Genomic DNA, 14,827 nt, shown 5'->3' with positions numbered 1-14,827 from the left:
TGTCCGCTCCGTGACGGAGTGGACGAACTGGTCGGGCCTCGAGACGGCGCACCCCCGCCGCGTGGTGGAGCCCGCGGACACCGCGGCGATCATCGCGGAGGTCGAGCGCGCCCGCGCCGAACGCACCACGCTGAAGATGGTCGGCACCGGGCACAGCTTCACCGCGATCTCGGCGCCGGAGCACACCATGCTCACCCCGGGTGGCCGGCGCGGGATCGTCGCGGTGGACCGCGAGGCGATGACGGTGACCGCCCACGCCGGCACCCCGCTGTCCGTGCTCAACTCCGAGCTGGAGCGCCTCGGGCTGAGCCTGCACAACATGGGCGACATCGACCAGCAGACCCTCGCCGGGGCGACCTCCACCGGCACCCACGGCAGCGGTGGCCACGCCGCCGGGCTGGCCGCCCAGCTGGCCGGCCTGGAGCTGGTGATCGGTACCGGGGAGGTGCTGCGCGCGAGCGCGGACGAGAACCCCGACGTGTTCGCCGTGGCGCGCGTCGGCCTCGGTGCCCTCGGCGTGCTCACGACCCTGACGTTCCAGGTCGAGCCGCTGTTCGTGCTCGAGGCCCACGAGCAGCCGATGTCGTGGGACGCGGCCCTGGAGGGGTTCGACCAGATGAGCGCCGAGAGCCACCACGTCGACATGTACTGGTTCCCGCACACCGACCGGGTGCTCCTCAAGCGCAACGACCGCCTCGACGTCGACCTCGACGAGGCCGAGCCGCTCCCCCGCTGGCGCGCCGCCCTGGACGACGACCTGCTGTCCAACCGGCTCTTCGGTGCGCTGTGCGCCGTCGGCAACGCGGTGCCGGCCACCGTCCCGCTGATCAACCGGGTCAGCTCCCGGGCCCTGGGGGCCCGGACCTACAGCGACGTCCCGCACCGGGTGTTCACCACCGAGCGCCGCGTCGTCTTCCGCGAGATGGAGTACGCCGTGCCGCGCGCGGCCGGCCTGTCCGCGCTGCGCGAGGCCCGCGCGGTGCTGGACGCCTCCGGGCTCCGGGTGGGCTTCCCCGTGGAGGTGCGCACCGCGCCGGCCGACGACATCGCGCTGTCGACGGCGTCCGGGCGCGACTCGCTCTACGTGGCCTTCCACGTGCACCGCGACGCCGAGCACCGCGAGTACTTCGCGCTGATGGAGCAGGTGATGCGTGCCCACGACGGGCGCCCGCACTGGGGCAAGGTGCACACCCGGACGGCTGCGGACCTCGCCCCGGCGTACCCGCGTTTCGAGGAGTTCCTGGCGGTGCGCGACCGCCTGGACCCCGACCGGGTCTTTGCCAATCCCTACCTGCGCCGGGTGCTGGGCGAGTGACCCCGCCTGCTCAGGTGCGGCGGTTGTAGAGCCGCAGCGCGAGCGGGGCGAAGACCGCCGTGATCGCCACCGACATGACCAGCACGATCGAGATGTCGCCGGCGTCGGGGTTGTCGTTCATCAGCCCGCGAGCGGCCTCGTTGAGCAGCGTCACCGGGTTGACGTCGACGAACGCCCGCAGCCAGCCCGGCATCGTCTCCGGCGGGGCGAAGACCGAGCTGATGAAGGTCAGCGGGAACAGCACCATCATCGAGACGCCCATGACCGCGTTGGGGGTGCGGACCTTGAAGCCCACGATCAGCCACACCCAGCTGAGCGCGAAGCAGAAGGCCAGGAGCAGCACCACGGCGAGCAGCACCCCGACCAGGCCGCCGGGGGCGCGGTAGCCGATGACCACCCCGACCACCAGCACCATGAACGAGGCCATCGCGTAGCGCAGCGTGTCGCCGAGCAGGGCGCCGACCAGCATCGAGGGCCGCCACACCGGCAGCGAGCGGAACCGGTCGAAGACGCCCTTCTCGATGTCGGTGTTGATGGTCAGCGCGGTGTACATCGTGATGAAGACGACCGTCTGGGTGAGGATCCCCGGCAGCGCGTACTGCAGGTAGTCCTGCGGCGAGCCCGCGATCGCGCCGCCGAACACGAACGTGAACATCAGCGTGAACATGATCGGGAACATCGTGACGTCGAAGAGCTGCTCGGGGACGTGCTTGATCTTCAGCAGCGCCCGCCACGCGAAGCTCAGCGACGAGCTCACCGGCCCCGGCAGCGCGGGGCGCTCGCCGGACCCGATGGCGGCGGCGATCTGCTGGTCGGGCGTGCGCTCGGCGAGCGTGTCGACGCCGGTCTCTCGCTGCGTGGTCATGCCGGGACCTCCTCATCCGTCGGGGCGCTCTCCTCGGGGGGACGTCCGGTGAGCGCAAGGAACACCTCGTCGAGGCTTGGCTGGCCCAGGGCGTACTCGGTGATGCTGAGCCCGTGCTCGCCGACCCGGTGCAGCGCCTCCGCGACCCGGCCGGGGGTGGCCACGCGCATGCTGATCGCGGAGGGGTCGGACTCCAGGACGGGCACCGCGTCGAGGGACTCGGCCAGCAGCCGGGCGACCTGCTCACGCTCGGCAACGTCGGCGACCCGCACGTGCAGGGCGCCGGAGCCGACCGAGGCCTTGAGCTCGCCGCTGGTGCCCTCCGCGATGACCCGGCCGTGGTCGATGACCGCGATCCGGTCGGCGAGCTGGTCGGCCTCCTCGAGATATTGGGTGGTCAGCAGGACGGTCGTCCCGGCACCCACGAGCGCGCGCACGATCCCCCACACCTGGTTGCGGCTGCGCGGGTCGAGGCCCGTGGTGGGCTCGTCGAGGAACATCAGGTCGGGGCGCACCACGAGGGAGCCGGCGACGTCGAGACGCCGGTGCATGCCGCCGGAGTAGGACTTCACCTGCCGCTTCGCGGCGTCGACGAGGTCGAACGCCTCCAGGAGCTCGTCCGCGCGGCGACGCGCCGCAGCCCGGCCGAAGCCGTACATCCGGGCCAGCAGGGTGAGGTTCTCGTGGCCGGTGAGGTCCTCGTCGAGGGAGGCGAACTGACCGGTCAGCGCCACCCGGGCGCGGACCTTGGCCGCCTCGCGGACCACGTCGTGGCCGAGCACCAGCGCAGTGCCACCGGATGGCTCGAGCAGGGTCGCCAGCATCCGGATCGTGGTGGTCTTGCCCGCTCCGTTGGGTCCCAGCACGCCGTAGACGCCCCCGGTGGGGATCGCGAGGTCGACGCCGTCGACCGCACGGTTGTCGCCGAAGACGCGCACGAGGTCGTGGGTCTCGATCGCCAGGTCGCTGCGGGTGAGGGACATGTCGGTCATGCTGGCACTCCGCGCCGACAACGCGCATCACAGTTGTTGCTCATGCCGCAGACCGACCCGGCGAGGGCGGCGAACTCATCGCCCTATCGGGTCCCCTTGCGCGCAGACCGGGTCTTCGCGGGTCTCGCCAGGGCGCGCGCGACGGCAGGGGCGACCCAGGCGTCGAGGCTCGCGGGGTCCGGGAGGTCGGCCGCCGCGACCAGCACCACGCCGCCCATCGTCCGCTCCCCCATCGTCGCCCGACGGGCGCCGAGCGAGAGGGCGTCCTCGACACCGTCGGTGCCGACGTGGACCATCAGGTCGTCCTCGCCGGCGCCGACCGCCATGTGGGTGTTCACGGTCCAGCACAGGCCACCGAACATCCGGATCTCCCGGTAGCCGGACGGGCCGGCCGCCGCCCCGACCGCGGCCCGGATCCGCGCCGCCAGCTCCTCGTCGTACGCCATCGTGGGACTCCGCCCGCTCGCCGTCCGTTCGCTGCGATCAGGCTAGCCCCGCGCCGGCCGGGGCGTCCCCGGTCAGACGGCGGCATTGCCGCGTGGCATCGGCGCGTGCCAGTGGCGCCAGATCGCCAGCAGGCGCCAGACCAGGCACACCAGCGCCCCGGTGATGGCGACCGCGACGCCCGGCAGGTCGGCGCGGATGCCGAGCACCGCGATGAAGGCACCCGCCAGCGCAGGTGTCGCATAGAGCTCCGCCCGGAAGACCACCGGCACCCGGCCGGCCAGCAGGTCGCGCAGCATCCCGCCGCCGATGCAGGTGACCATCCCCATCAGGGCGGCAGGGAGCGGGCCGAGGCCGTACTCCAGTGCCTTCAGGGCGCCGGAGACGCAGAAGACGGACAGGCCGAAGGCGTCGAAGACGTTGATCGCGTTCTCCATCCGCCCGACCGCCGGATGGAAGAAGAACGTGAGCAGCCCGGCCGCCATCGGCACCGTGAGGTAGCGCCAGTCCGTGAGGGCCGCGGGCGGGGACGCACCGATCAGCACGTCGCGCATGAAGCCGCCGCCGAGGCCGGTGGTCACGGCCAGGATGAGGCACCCGAACAGGTCGAGGTGCTTGCGCACCGCCACGATCGCGCCGGTCACCGCGAAGACGAAGATGCCGACGAGGTCGAGCACCACGAGGGTGACGATGGGTTCAGTAGCCTGCACAGTCGGCACACCTGGAGGTTACCGACGTCGGACGACTCCTCTGGCGTAGGCTCGACCAGACCGGAGACGGCACGACGACGTGGCAGGAGCAGAGCAGGCGATGGCGCACCTCACGCTCGCGGCAGTGAGCGAGGACGGCAAGCGGCTGTTGCTGGTCAGCGACACGGGGGACGAGCACACCCTCGAGATCGATTCCCGTCTCCGGGCCGCCCTGCGCGGCGAGACCGCACGCATCGGCCAGTTGGAGACACACATGGACAGCGCCCTCCGTCCCCGCGACATCCAGGCCCGGATCCGCGCCGGGGAGACCCCGGAGTCAGTGGCGGAGGCCGCGAACACCTCGGTGGACCGGATCATGCCGTTCGCCGGCCCCGTCCTCGCCGAGCGCGAGCACGTCGCCCAGCGCGCCCAGCGCTCCTCGGTACGCCGCCGCAACAGCGAGGCCAGCGGCTCCGCGCGCACCCTCGGCAACGCCGTCGAGAGCCACCTGCGCGCCATCAGCGTGACCACCGACTCCGTGGAGTGGGACTCCTGGCGCCGCGACGACGGCCGCTGGGTGCTCACCGCCGCCTACGCGACCGCGCGGCGCAGCGGCACCGGGCACTTCACCTTCGACATGCCGGGCAACTACGTCGTGCCCGAGGACGACGACGCCCACTGGTTGGTCGGCGACGTCGTCGAGGCTCCCGCCGCGGCCCGCAACGACCTCGCGGACGCCCGCCAGCGCCGGCTGAGCTCCGTCCGCGACGACGAGACGACGCCGCTGGGCGAGGACGCCATCGAGCTGGTCAGCGAGCCCGAGCCGGTCGCCGAGCAGCCCATCGAGGCGTTCCTCGACGCCCGCCCGGACGACGAGGAGGCGCAGGCCGAGGCGGCCGCCGACGCCGCCGCGCTCGACGAGGACCCGGCGCCGAAGCCGGAGGCACCTGCCGCGCAGGTGACCCCGGACCCCGACCCCGAGGAGGAGCCGGAGCTCGAGCTCGACCTGGCTCCCGAGCCGCCGCCGCGGCGTACGGCGCGCAAGCGTGGCGGACGCGCGTCGGTGCCGAGCTGGGACGAGATCATGTTCGGCGGCGGCAAGCAGGAGTGAGCCGCCTCAGCCGCGCTCGACCGGCCGCGTCGGGTCGGTGATCCAGCCGCTCCAGCTGCCCGGGTAGAGCGCCGCAGGGATCCCGGCGAGCTCGAGGGCGAGCACGTCGTGGGCAGCGGTCACCCCGGAGCCGCAGTAGACGGCCACGTCCTCCTCGCCGGTGACGCCGGCCGCGGCGTACAGCGCCCGGATCTCCTCGGGCGAGCGGAACCGTCCGTCGGCCCGCAGGTTCGTGGTCGTCGGGACGTTGACCGCACCCGGGATGTGCCCGGCGACCGGGTCGACCGGCTCGGCCTCGCCGCGGTAGCGCTCCGGTGCCCGCGCGTCGACGAGGACGGGGACGTCGAGGACCTGGTCGGCCTCCACGGCCGGCATCCGTCCCGGCTGCGCGGTGAAGTCCCCGGGCTCGGACGACTCGGCGGCCGATGTCTCGACGGCGACCGCGCCGTCCTCGGCCAGCCATGCCGACCAGCCGCCGTCGAGCACCCGCACGTCGTCGTGCCCATGGTGGCGCAGCAGCCACCAGCACCGCGCGGCAGCGTGCCCGGACCAGTCGTCGTACACGACCACGGGGCGGTCCGCACGGACGCCCGCGCGCCGCATCGCGGCCTCGAAGTCCGCGGGCGCCGGCAGCGGGTGGCGACCCCCCTCTCCCGGCGGCGCGGCCAGCTCGGTGTCGAGGTCGACGTACGACGCGCCCGGCACGTGGCCCGCGGCGTACTGCTGGGCGCCGGGCGGACCGCCGAGGCGGTAGCGCACGTCGAGCACGGTCACGGCGTCGTCGTCGCGGGCGAGCAGGTCGCGCAGCTCGCGCGGCGAGATCAGAGGTCCGGTCATGCCGCCATCCTGCCCGGGAAGTCGTCGTGAAAGGATCCCGGGCGTGGCCGAACTGCAGTTCTTCACCGGGACGATGGACTCCGGCAAGAGCACTCTCGCGCTCCAGACCAACCACAACCACGCGGCGCGCGGTCGGTCCGGACGGATCTTCACGACCCATGACCGCACCGGTCAGGCACAGGTCTCCAGCCGCCTCGGCCTGACCCACGACGCGATCGAGGTCGAGGCCGACTTCGACTTCTGGCGCTACGTCGTCGACTCCCTCACCCAGGGCGCGCGCATCGACTACCTGGTGTGCGACGAGGCGCAGTTCTACACCCGCGCCCAGATCGACCAGCTCGCCAAGCTGGTCGACGAGCTCCAGATCGACGTGTTCGCCTTCGGCATCCTCACCGACTTCCGCACCGCGCTCTTCGAGGGCAGCCAGCGCCTCGTGGAGCTCGCGGACCGGATGAACGTCCTGCAGGTCGAGGCCCTGTGCTGGTGCGGCAAGCGCGCCACCCACAACGCCCGCACCGAGAACGGCGTCATGGTCACTGAGGGCGAGGTCATCGTCGTCGGCGACGTCGAGGAGCAGGACCGCGGCCCCGCCGGTGACGCGAACGTCGCCTACGAGGTGCTCTGCCGCCAGCACCACCGTCGCCACCTCACCGCCGCCCGCGCCAAGGCGGTCAGCCTCGCCCCCGAGCCGCTGCCGTTCGGCTGAGTGCCGCAGCGTCTGTCGAGTTCGCCGAGACCCCGTCGGTCGAACTTGTCGAGACCCCACGGACAGGTCGCTCGTCGTTGGTCGTTGGTCGAGCTTGTCGAAACCCCCGGCGCTCCGAACTTGCAAAGACCACAGTGGAAAACCTCTTGTCGTCGAACGTACGTTCGATTAGAATGAGGCATGGCCTCCCCCGAACTCCCCGACTGCGACTCCCCAGCCGCCGTGCTGGCGTTCGCACAGGCCCGTCGGGCGGCGGCCCAGCGGGCGGAGATCGACGTCCTGGAGGCCGCTCTTGTCTGGGCGTCGATGCATCCGGACGAGTCGGTGTCGACAGGCCCGACCGACAGATCCGCGGGGCTGGTGTTCGGGGAGCTCGCCGTGCCGCTGGCCGGCGAGGGGGCACCGCTGGTGGCGGAGTTCGCTCCGATGGAGTTCGGCGCCGCGCTCGGCATGTCCACCGACTCCGCCCGTTCGCTGGTCGGGGACGCGCTCGAGCTCGCGCACCGCCTCAAGCGCACCTGGAGGCTGGTCCGCGCCGGCAGAGTCCCGCTGTGGAAGGCCCGGCGACTCGCCCAGCTGACGACCGGCCTGCCGCTCGACGGCGCCGAGTTCGTGGACCGCCAGCTCGCCGCCTTCGTCGGGAAGATCAGCTGGGCCGCGATCGAGCGGGTCGTCGACCAGGCCCGCGTCGCCTTCGACCCCGAGGGTGCGGAGAAGGACCGACTCGCTGCCGCCGAGTCGCGCCGCTTCGACGTCCACACCCGCGAAGCCAGCCACGACGGGACCGTCCACGTCGAGGGTGTCCTCGACCTCGCAGACGCGATAGATCTGGACGCCGCGATCCGCCAGGGCGCCGAGGAGCTTTCCGCCCTCGGGTCGAACGAGTCGTTGGACGTACGTTGATCGGTGGCCGCCGGTGAGCTCGCCCGCCGCCAGCTCGCCTTCGACCTGCGCACCGAAGCCGGTGACGGCGCCGCCTCGGTGGTCAAGCCCCGCCAGGTCGTCATCCACGTCCACCTCTCCGCCGCCGCGATCAGCCGCGACGAGGCCGGCATCGCCCACGTCGAGGAGACCCGGTCCATCGTGTCGACCGACCAGGTCCGCGACTGGTGCACCGGCGAAGCGCAGGTCGTGATCAAGCCGGTCATCGACCTCGAGGCCCATCACCACACCGACGCCTACGCCGTCCCGGACCGACTGGCCGAGCAGACCACGCTGGCCCAACCCGTGTGCGCGTTCCCGTGGTGTGAACGCCCCGCCCGGCGCTGCGACACCGACCACGTCACCGCCCACGGCGCGGGCGGCCCGACGTGCAGCTGCAATCTCGCCCCGCTCTGCCGCCGACACCATCGCGCGAAGACCCACACCGCGTGGACCTACGACACCACCGATTTGGCGACGTACCTCTGGCGGTCCCCACACGGGCTGCACCTCATCAAGGACCACGGCACCACCCGCCTCGTCACCGCGCACCCGCCCGACGAGTAGATCCCGAGCCCCGGACCCCGCCAGCACACCCGCTGACGGGGGCATGCCCCTGCGCGGCGCTTGCCCCCTGGCGCCCACCGCCCCGGCGACTATGGTCGAGGGAACCCTGCCGTACCGACTGAGGAGCCGCCATGCACCCGACCCATCTCCCGCTGCGTCTTGCCACCGGCGCCTTCATCCTCAACTCCGGCATCAGCAAGCTCGGCGCCGACGAGGGCACCGCCCAGTACCTGCACGGCGCCGCCGCGTCCGCCTACCCGGCGCTCTTCAAGGACATGGAGCCCACGGAGTTCGCCAAGCTGCTCGCCTACAGCGAGATCTCCGTGGGCGCCGCGCTGCTCGCCCCCATGGTGCCGTCGACCGTCGCCGGTGCGGCGCTGACCGGGTTCGGTTCGAGCCTGCTGGGCATGTACTTCCGCACTCCGTCGATGACCTTGGACGACGGCATCCGCCCGAGTCAGGAGGGCATCGCCGTGGCCAAGGACGCCTGGCTGGTCGGCGGCGGCCTGACGCTGCTGACACAGGGGCTCCTGGGTGCCGCGAAGTCCGGGGTGAAGTCGGGTGTGAAGAGCTCCAAGAAGGCGGTCCGCAAGGCCACCCCCGGCACGCGCTGAGCGCCGCGGGCACCCTGGCGTCCCGCGCGCCGCCGCAACCGGGAGAATCGTCGCGTGCCCAAGCCCATCACCATCCTCGTCGAGGGCGAGTCCGACAGGGCCGCCGTCGTCTCCCTCGCCCCCCGTCTCGGTGTCGATCTGGAGGCCGAGCAGATCACGGTCACCGTGATCGGCGGCGCCGGCAACTTCGGCCGGGCGATCCCCGACGCCGTCGCGCAGGGACACCGGGTGGGTGGTCTCTACGACGAGGCCGAAGAGCGGTTCGTCGCGGGCGCGCTCAACCGCCAGGAGGGTGAGGACCTCACCCGGCAGGGCTTCTTCGCCTGCCGTCCGGACCTCGAACTCGAGCTGGTGCGCGCGATCGGCGCCGTCGAGATGACGCCGCTGCTCGAGGCCCACGGCGACTTGGCGACGTTCCGCAACTTCCAGGACCAGCCGAAGTACCGCGAGGCCGACGTGCTCGAGCAGCTGCGCCGCTTCATCGGTGCCAACGGCGCCCGCAAGGCCAAGTACGCCGCCCTGATGGCCGAGGCCGTGGACTTCGGCTCGGTCCCCGAGCCGCTCGAGGGCCTCGTCAACTGGGTCTGGAGCGCCTGACCCCGCGGCTCGCGCGCCAGGCAGGCGCTCCAGGCAGGCCCGTCAGGCACTCGCCTTCGGGCGCCGTCGGACGGGACGACGGATCACCGAACCCGGCTTGGACGCCAGCAGCGGGTCGAAGTCGTCGGTGATCTCGGTCAGGCGGGTCTCGTCGACGAAGACGGCCCCGTCCTTCACCTCCTGGACAAGGTCGCGGCCCAGCACGGAGCCGGCGGTCCCCATGCCGCCCCAGATCGTGGCGTTGATGCCGAACATGTGCTCGGTGCTGCCGCCGGCGAGGAAGAGCCCGGGGATGTGGGTCGTGACCTTCGGGCGGAAGGGGCCGAGGTTCTTGAGCAGCGGCGCGATGCCGTAGCAGGAGCCGTCGGTGGTGAGGGTGAAGCGCTCCTGGGTGATCGGGGTGGACGCCTCGCAGAAGACCATCCGCTCCCGCAGGTCCGGGATCATCAGCTCGGCCGTGTCGAGCACCCGCTGGGTGAGCTCCTCCTTGAGCCGGAGGTAGCGCTCGTCGCGTCCGTAGCCCGCGTCGTCGGCCGGGCCGGGGTCGACGTTCCAGAACTCGTGGTCCTTGGGGGCCCAGCTCACCAGCTCGAGGGTGGAGTAGCCGGGCGGCGCCGAGTGGGTGCCCTCCGGGTCCTTGGCCGTGGGGCAGCTGATGCCCACCGGCATCTGCTCGGGGCAGCGCCCCGCGGCGACCTCGCGGTAGTAGCCGTCGACGTCGTTGGTCGGCCACACCCAGGCCAACGGCGGCGTACCCCGCTCGCGCAGGTCGACGTCCAGCGCGACGTACACCGCGAACATCGGCAGCGTCATCTCCAGCTTCGACAGCCTGCGCCGCAGCCGCGTGGTCAGGTGCTCCTCGCCGACCAGGTCCGCCCAGGTCCTCTTGAAGTCCGCCGCCGAGACGACCACCTCGGACCGGATCTCCTCACCGTCACGCAGACGTACGCCGACCGCGCGGCCGTCCTCGACCAGGATCCTCTCGACCCTGGCCTTGGTGCGGACCCGACCGCCGTAGGACTGGACGACGTCGGTCAGGTGCGCGCCGATGACCTGGCCGCCACCGCGCGGGTAGTACGCGCCCGCCTGCAGGTAGTGGTGCAGGAAGCCCGCGTGCATGGCGGTCGGCGTGCGGTGCGGGGGCCAGGTGTAGTCCCCGTTCTCCGCGAGGATCACCGCCTGCGCGTCGGCGCTCAGCCCGCAGGCGGCCATCAGCGTCGTGATCGGTCGCACGCCCCAGCGCAGCAGCGCGAACGGGCGCCGGCGCGGCCGCTCACGGGTGGCGATGGTCCGCATGATCCGGACGCAGCGACGCAGGCCGGGCTCCTCGTCGGGGAAGGCGGCGATCAGACGGTCCAGGTAGGTGTCCCAGCCGGTCGGCGTCTGGAACGTCGTCCCCGGGATCATGATCTGGCAGTGGCCCTCGGGGCGCTGGCGCAGCCACTTGATCCGCTCGGTCAGCGCCAGCCCGGCCAGCGCGGTCTGCATCCGGCCGCCCGGGCCGCACTCGCCGACGTAGTGGGTGCCGACGTCGAACTCGAACTTGTTCCCCGCGCGACGGAAGACCTGGGTGCTGCCGCCGACCACCTGGTTGGCCTCGAGCACCAGCACCTTCTTGCCGTTCGCAGCGAGGTACGCCGCGCAGGTGAGGCCGCCGGGGCCGGCGCCGACGACCACCGCGTCCCAGGTCTCCCCCGCTTCCGGGCTCGTCGTCGGGTCGAACGTGGTCTGCGCCATGGTGGATCGCTTTCGACGAGGCATCTGGAGTGAGACTCCAGTTAACTCGGTGCGAGCACCGTTCGCCAAGGGCGCGCCCCGGTCAATCGGCCCGCGAGTCCACGAGCAGGCCGTCCAGGAGCACCAGCCCGGACTCGATCACCGAGAGCTCGACGCGTGCGGGATCGATCGCCAGCGCATCGCGGCGCAGCGCCAGCGCAGCGACCCCGTTCCAGGCGCCGAACAGGAAGTAGGACATGAGCTCCGGATCGACGCGCCGGATCGCCCCGGCCTCGACGGCGTCGCGGATGCTCTGCTCGAACTCCCCGCGGAGGTCGCTGAACCTGTCGACGACCTGCTCCTCGACCGGCGTGCGGGGACCGCGCTCACCGGTCACCGACAGGTACTTCACCACCACCGGGTGGTCGAGCAGCAGCCGCAGGTAGGCGGAGCCGACACCGGCGAAGCGTTCGAGCGGGGACACCTGCGCCGCGTACGCCGCGCGGAGCGTGTCGGTCGCCACGGCCAGGACCCGCTCCGTGACGGCGGCCAGCAGCCCGGCCTTGGTCCCGAAGTGCACGTACACCGAGGCGGGCGACACCCCCGCCCGGACCGCGACGTCCTCGATCCGGATCTCCTCCGGGGCACGCTGCGACAGCAGGACCTCCGCCGCGTCGAGCAGGGCCGCGCGGGTGCGCTCCCGGCGCCGCGACCCGCGGGCAGCGGCGTCGGCGGCCGGGACGACCGGCTCCGGGGCGTCGTTCACGGCGCCCACCCTAGGGGCCGACCCGAGGTCGGCCCGGGGCGGACCGGAGCCCTGCGTGGCGCCGCGGCCCTCAGCCCGCCGAGCGCCGGCGCCACAGCAGCAGCGCGGCGACCAGGGCCGCCAGGCCCAGCACGCCCGCGGCCACCGCGACGATGCTCACGGTGTCGCCCTCGCTCTCCGCGGCCGCCCCGCCGTCGCCGTCGCCGTCGGCCGACTCGGTCTCCGAGGGGCTGGCGGAGGGCTCCTGCGTGCCTGCGGTGGCCCCGTCGACCACGTTCCAGGTGGCGCCGCCGACGTACGTCGGCCCGTCGGAGGGCTCCCCGATGACCTCCACGTTCAGGGTGAACGGGATCTCGACGGTGTAGTCCTTCTTCTGAACGCTCAAGCTGACGTAGTAGTCGCCCGCGACGGTGACGTCGGCGCCGCCGTTGAACTTCGCGCTGCGGACCTCGGAGGGCGCGCGGCTCACGGCAGGGACGGCCGCCTGCAGGGAGACACCGTCGGGAGAGTCGATCCAGGTGGAGCCGTCGACGTAGCCGAGCTGGGCGCCCAGCGGGTTGAACAGCGTCAGGTTGGCGCTCGGTGCGAACCGGCCGAACTGCTCGGCGAGCTGCCCGGTCGCCTCGGGGAAGTCCACGCTCACCTGCGCCGCCTGGCCGAACTCGAGCGGCACCTTGTAGATCAGCACCTCCCCGGGCACGACAGTGCTCGACCAGCTGCCCGTGCCGACCTCGGATGCGCCGTCGAACGACGAGGCGCCCTCGACCCGCTGCGGCTCTCCGCCGACCTGCGGTGCGGCAGCCGAGAGGCTGGCGAGCTCCGGGTCGCTGAACCCGACCTCCTCGACCGGGGGCTCCTCGGTCACGACCAGGCCGAACGGCACCTCCTCGCTCGCGCCCCGCGCCCGGGTGATGGTCACGACGTAGTCGCCGGGCTCCTCGCAACCCTCGACCCCCGAGGAGCCGAGGCCTGCCCCCGCGGTGAGCTGGACGCCCATCACCTCGCGCAGGTCGAGAGCACCCCGGTTGGCACTGGCATAGTCGCAGCGCCCGGCGGGGCCGGTGACCTCGGCCACCAGTCCGTCCAGGAACCCCGTCTCACCCTGCGACAGCGCGGCGACGCGGAGCGTGGTGCCCGCCGTCTCGCGGGTGAACACGTAGCTCTTGGAATCACCCGATGCTCCGAGCGTGTCGACGTAGTCGCCGACCTCGACCGGGGTGGGCGAGCTCTCGGCGCCGCCCACGATCGGGGTGCCCCTGAGGGTGAAGGGCCGCAGCGCCCGGCTGGCCACCCGGGTCAGGCGGCTCTCGATGTCGGCGGCGCTGTCGGCGTCGTAGTAGGTGCCGTTGCCCTTCTCCGCGATGCACTGCAGCTGAGCGCGGGCCTCGCCGGAGACCGAGAGCCCGACCACGTCGATCTGGAGGTCGATGCCGTTCTTCTGCAGCTCCGCCGCCACCGTGCACGGGTCGGGGTCGCAGGTCGACTCTCCGTCGGAGACCAGCACGATCGAGCGGGCCCCCTCGTCGCCGAGGTCCTTGGCCGCCTCCTTGAGGGCGTGCGGGATCGGGGTCTCGCCGTACGGCTCGTAGTCGTCGATCGCCGCACGGAGCGCGTCGCGGTTGTCGGTCCCGGGATCGACGACGACCTGACTGTCGGTGCACGATCCCTTGTCGGTGCGCGAGAACACCGTCGCCCCGAAGACGCGAAGCCCGACCTGCGCCTCGTCAGGGAGTCCGTCGACCACCGTCGTGAGCGCCTTGCGGGCCGCGGCGATCTTGGTCTGACCTCCGCCTGCCGCCTGGGCCATCGACCCGGACGCATCCAGGACGAGCATCATCCGCCCGTAGCCCTCGTCGGCGGCGGACGCGGCGGCAGGCGCGGCATTGGTGGGCGCGGGGGCGGTCGCGACGACCGCCCCGGCACTCATGGCGACCAGGATCGTGGCCAGGCCGGCCAGGTGACGACGGAGCTTCATACGTCTCGCCCTTCCCTCTTCTCGGTACGGCGACACCTACCCTGCTGTTTGCATTAGCAAACGTCAACGTTGCTGGTGCGAACACCGCGGGTCTACGCTCGCAGAGAGGGGGCGAGCGATGGAAGCGGAGAAGATCGAGGAGCAGCGGCGGCTGTACGGCGAGCCGATCGGCACCTTGGTACGCCGGGTCACCGCGGGCCTGGACCTGAACCAGGCGCGGGTGGCGCAGATCCTCGGCCTCAGCCCTCCGATGCTGTCGCAGCTGGTCAGCGGTCATCGCGTGAAGATCGGCAACCCGCTCGCGCTGGCCCGCCTGCAGCGGCTGCTCGTCCTGGTCGAGGACGCCCCGGCGCTTCCCGTGGACGCGGTCCAGCGCCGCCTCGAGGAGATCCGCACCCACCACAGCACCCTGTCCACCAGCCAGTTCGTCCACGTGACGGAGCCCACCGAGATCATCCGCCGGGCGCTCCGCGCGGTCGCCTCGGGCCAGGAGCTGGACCGGGCCGCCGAGGCACTGGCCGACGTGGCGCCCGGCCTGGCCGAGCTCGTGCGGGTCTACGGCACCGGCAGCGAGGCCGACGCGGCCCGGCACTTCGCCGCGATCAGCCACGTGGTGTGACGCAGGTCCGAGTGCTCGATCAGCGGGCCCGGTCTGCGTACGATGACCGCCATGCTGCCGCCCGCGGGTCCCTCGCCGCGCGATCGCGCCCCG

16 protein-coding genes are annotated in these 14,827 nt (G+C 72.3%); 8 read left to right on the top strand and 8 right to left on the bottom strand.

Annotated features, from left to right (window positions below; all coding sequences use genetic code 11):
• Window positions 1-10: 10 nt before the first annotated feature.
• Window positions 11-1,315, top strand: coding sequence for a D-arabinono-1,4-lactone oxidase (locus tag HBO46_RS07975; protein WP_166139819.1), 1,305 nt, complete (start codon window positions 11-13; stop codon window positions 1,313-1,315).
• A gap of 10 nt (window positions 1,316-1,325) precedes the next feature.
• Here the strand turns inward: HBO46_RS07975 and HBO46_RS07970 are convergent, their stop codons facing one another.
• From HBO46_RS07970 to HBO46_RS07955, 4 genes are all read right to left on the bottom strand, one after another.
• Window positions 1,326-2,180 carry an ABC transporter permease gene (locus HBO46_RS07970; RefSeq protein ID WP_166139818.1) on the bottom strand — a complete coding sequence of 285 codons (855 nt, stop codon included), beginning with the start codon at window positions 2,178-2,180 and terminating at the stop codon, window positions 1,326-1,328.
• Window positions 2,177-3,172, bottom strand: coding sequence for an ATP-binding cassette domain-containing protein (locus HBO46_RS07965; protein WP_166139817.1), 996 nt, complete (start codon window positions 3,170-3,172; stop codon window positions 2,177-2,179). Before HBO46_RS07965 ends, HBO46_RS07970 begins: the two co-directional genes overlap by 4 nt.
• Window positions 3,173-3,255: 83 nt before the next feature.
• Complete coding sequence (locus tag HBO46_RS07960; protein WP_166139816.1) at window positions 3,256-3,618, bottom strand: TfoX/Sxy family protein; 363 nt, start codon at window positions 3,616-3,618, stop codon at window positions 3,256-3,258.
• A 72-nt stretch (window positions 3,619-3,690) separates the two neighbouring features.
• Complete coding sequence (locus HBO46_RS07955; RefSeq protein WP_317983892.1) at window positions 3,691-4,335, bottom strand: trimeric intracellular cation channel family protein; 645 nt, start codon at window positions 4,333-4,335, stop codon at window positions 3,691-3,693.
• A gap of 70 nt (window positions 4,336-4,405) precedes the next feature.
• On the opposite strand from HBO46_RS07955, the gene sepH reads away from it, so the two are divergent.
• Window positions 4,406-5,416, top strand: coding sequence for a septation protein SepH (gene sepH, locus HBO46_RS07950; protein ID WP_166139815.1), 1,011 nt, complete (start codon window positions 4,406-4,408; stop codon window positions 5,414-5,416).
• Between the two features lie 6 nt (window positions 5,417-5,422).
• On the opposite strand, the gene HBO46_RS07945 is transcribed toward sepH, so the two are convergent.
• On the bottom strand, window positions 5,423-6,253 hold the full coding sequence (locus HBO46_RS07945; RefSeq protein WP_166139814.1) for a sulfurtransferase: 831 nt from the start codon (window positions 6,251-6,253) through the stop codon (window positions 5,423-5,425).
• Between the two features lie 43 nt (window positions 6,254-6,296).
• Here HBO46_RS07945 and HBO46_RS07940 point away from each other — a divergent pair, with 43 nt between their 5' ends.
• From HBO46_RS07940 to HBO46_RS07920, 5 genes are all read left to right on the top strand, one after another.
• Window positions 6,297-6,959, top strand: a complete 663-nt coding sequence (locus HBO46_RS07940) for a thymidine kinase (protein WP_166139813.1) — start codon at window positions 6,297-6,299, stop codon at window positions 6,957-6,959.
• Window positions 6,960-7,139: 180 nt separating this feature from the next.
• The gene (locus HBO46_RS07935) at window positions 7,140-7,862 is read left to right on the top strand and encodes a DUF222 domain-containing protein (protein WP_166139812.1); all 723 of its coding nucleotides are present in this window, start codon (window positions 7,140-7,142) and stop codon (window positions 7,860-7,862) included.
• Between the two features lie 3 nt (window positions 7,863-7,865).
• Entirely contained in the window at window positions 7,866-8,447 is a 582-nt protein-coding gene (locus HBO46_RS07930; protein ID WP_166139811.1) for an HNH endonuclease signature motif containing protein, read from the top strand.
• Between the two features lie 131 nt (window positions 8,448-8,578).
• Entirely contained in the window at window positions 8,579-9,061 is a 483-nt protein-coding gene (locus HBO46_RS07925; RefSeq protein ID WP_166139810.1) for a hypothetical protein, read from the top strand.
• A gap of 54 nt (window positions 9,062-9,115) precedes the next feature.
• Window positions 9,116-9,658 (top strand): TOPRIM nucleotidyl transferase/hydrolase domain-containing protein, encoded by a 543-nt coding sequence (locus HBO46_RS07920; protein WP_166139809.1) that lies wholly within the window; start codon window positions 9,116-9,118, stop codon window positions 9,656-9,658.
• Between the two features lie 42 nt (window positions 9,659-9,700).
• On the opposite strand, the gene HBO46_RS07915 is transcribed toward HBO46_RS07920, so the two are convergent.
• The 3 genes from HBO46_RS07915 to HBO46_RS07905 all read right to left on the bottom strand — a co-directional run bounded on the left by HBO46_RS07915 (window position 9,701) and on the right by HBO46_RS07905 (window position 14,115).
• Window positions 9,701-11,395 carry a phytoene desaturase family protein gene (locus HBO46_RS07915; protein WP_166139808.1) on the bottom strand — a complete coding sequence of 565 codons (1,695 nt, stop codon included), beginning with the start codon at window positions 11,393-11,395 and terminating at the stop codon, window positions 9,701-9,703.
• An 82-nt stretch (window positions 11,396-11,477) separates the two neighbouring features.
• Window positions 11,478-12,140 (bottom strand): TetR/AcrR family transcriptional regulator, encoded by a 663-nt coding sequence (locus HBO46_RS07910; protein WP_166139807.1) that lies wholly within the window; start codon window positions 12,138-12,140, stop codon window positions 11,478-11,480.
• 70 nt (window positions 12,141-12,210) lie between these two features.
• Window positions 12,211-14,115, bottom strand: a complete 1,905-nt coding sequence (locus HBO46_RS07905; protein ID WP_166139806.1) for a vWA domain-containing protein — start codon at window positions 14,113-14,115, stop codon at window positions 12,211-12,213.
• A gap of 118 nt (window positions 14,116-14,233) precedes the next feature.
• On the opposite strand from HBO46_RS07905, the gene HBO46_RS07900 reads away from it, so the two are divergent.
• Window positions 14,234-14,734 (top strand): DNA-binding protein, encoded by a 501-nt coding sequence (locus HBO46_RS07900; protein WP_166139805.1) that lies wholly within the window; start codon window positions 14,234-14,236, stop codon window positions 14,732-14,734.
• The last annotated feature ends 93 nt before the right edge of the window (window positions 14,735-14,827 follow it).

It is taken from the genome of Nocardioides ochotonae (assembly GCF_011420305.2).
GTDB classification, from domain to species: Bacteria; Actinomycetota; Actinomycetes; order Propionibacteriales; family Nocardioidaceae; genus Nocardioides; species Nocardioides ochotonae.
Note: the sequence above shows the minus strand (reverse complement) of the source record. Positions and strands in the feature narration are given on the sequence as shown.

What these genes read in the sequence shown, in the direction of transcription:
- HBO46_RS07965 (WP_166139817.1), bottom strand. Translation starts at nt 3,172, where the DNA reads ATGACCGACATGTCCCTCACCCGCAGCGACCTGGCGATCGAGACCCAC.
- HBO46_RS07905 (WP_166139806.1), bottom strand. Translation starts at nt 14,115, where the DNA reads ATGAAGCTCCGTCGTCACCTGGCCGGCCTGGCCACGATCCTGGTCGCC.
- HBO46_RS07945 (WP_166139814.1), bottom strand. Translation starts at nt 6,253, where the DNA reads ATGACCGGACCTCTGATCTCGCCGCGCGAGCTGCGCGACCTGCTCGCC.
- HBO46_RS07970 (WP_166139818.1), bottom strand. Translation starts at nt 2,180, where the DNA reads ATGACCACGCAGCGAGAGACCGGCGTCGACACGCTCGCCGAGCGCACG.
- HBO46_RS07960 (WP_166139816.1), bottom strand. Translation starts at nt 3,618, where the DNA reads ATGGCGTACGACGAGGAGCTGGCGGCGCGGATCCGGGCCGCGGTCGGG.
- HBO46_RS07915 (WP_166139808.1), bottom strand. Translation starts at nt 11,395, where the DNA reads ATGGCGCAGACCACGTTCGACCCGACGACGAGCCCGGAAGCGGGGGAG.
- HBO46_RS07900 (WP_166139805.1), top strand. Translation starts at nt 14,234, where the DNA reads ATGGAAGCGGAGAAGATCGAGGAGCAGCGGCGGCTGTACGGCGAGCCG.
- HBO46_RS07925 (WP_166139810.1), top strand. Translation starts at nt 8,579, where the DNA reads ATGCACCCGACCCATCTCCCGCTGCGTCTTGCCACCGGCGCCTTCATC.
- HBO46_RS07935 (WP_166139812.1), top strand. Translation starts at nt 7,140, where the DNA reads ATGGCCTCCCCCGAACTCCCCGACTGCGACTCCCCAGCCGCCGTGCTG.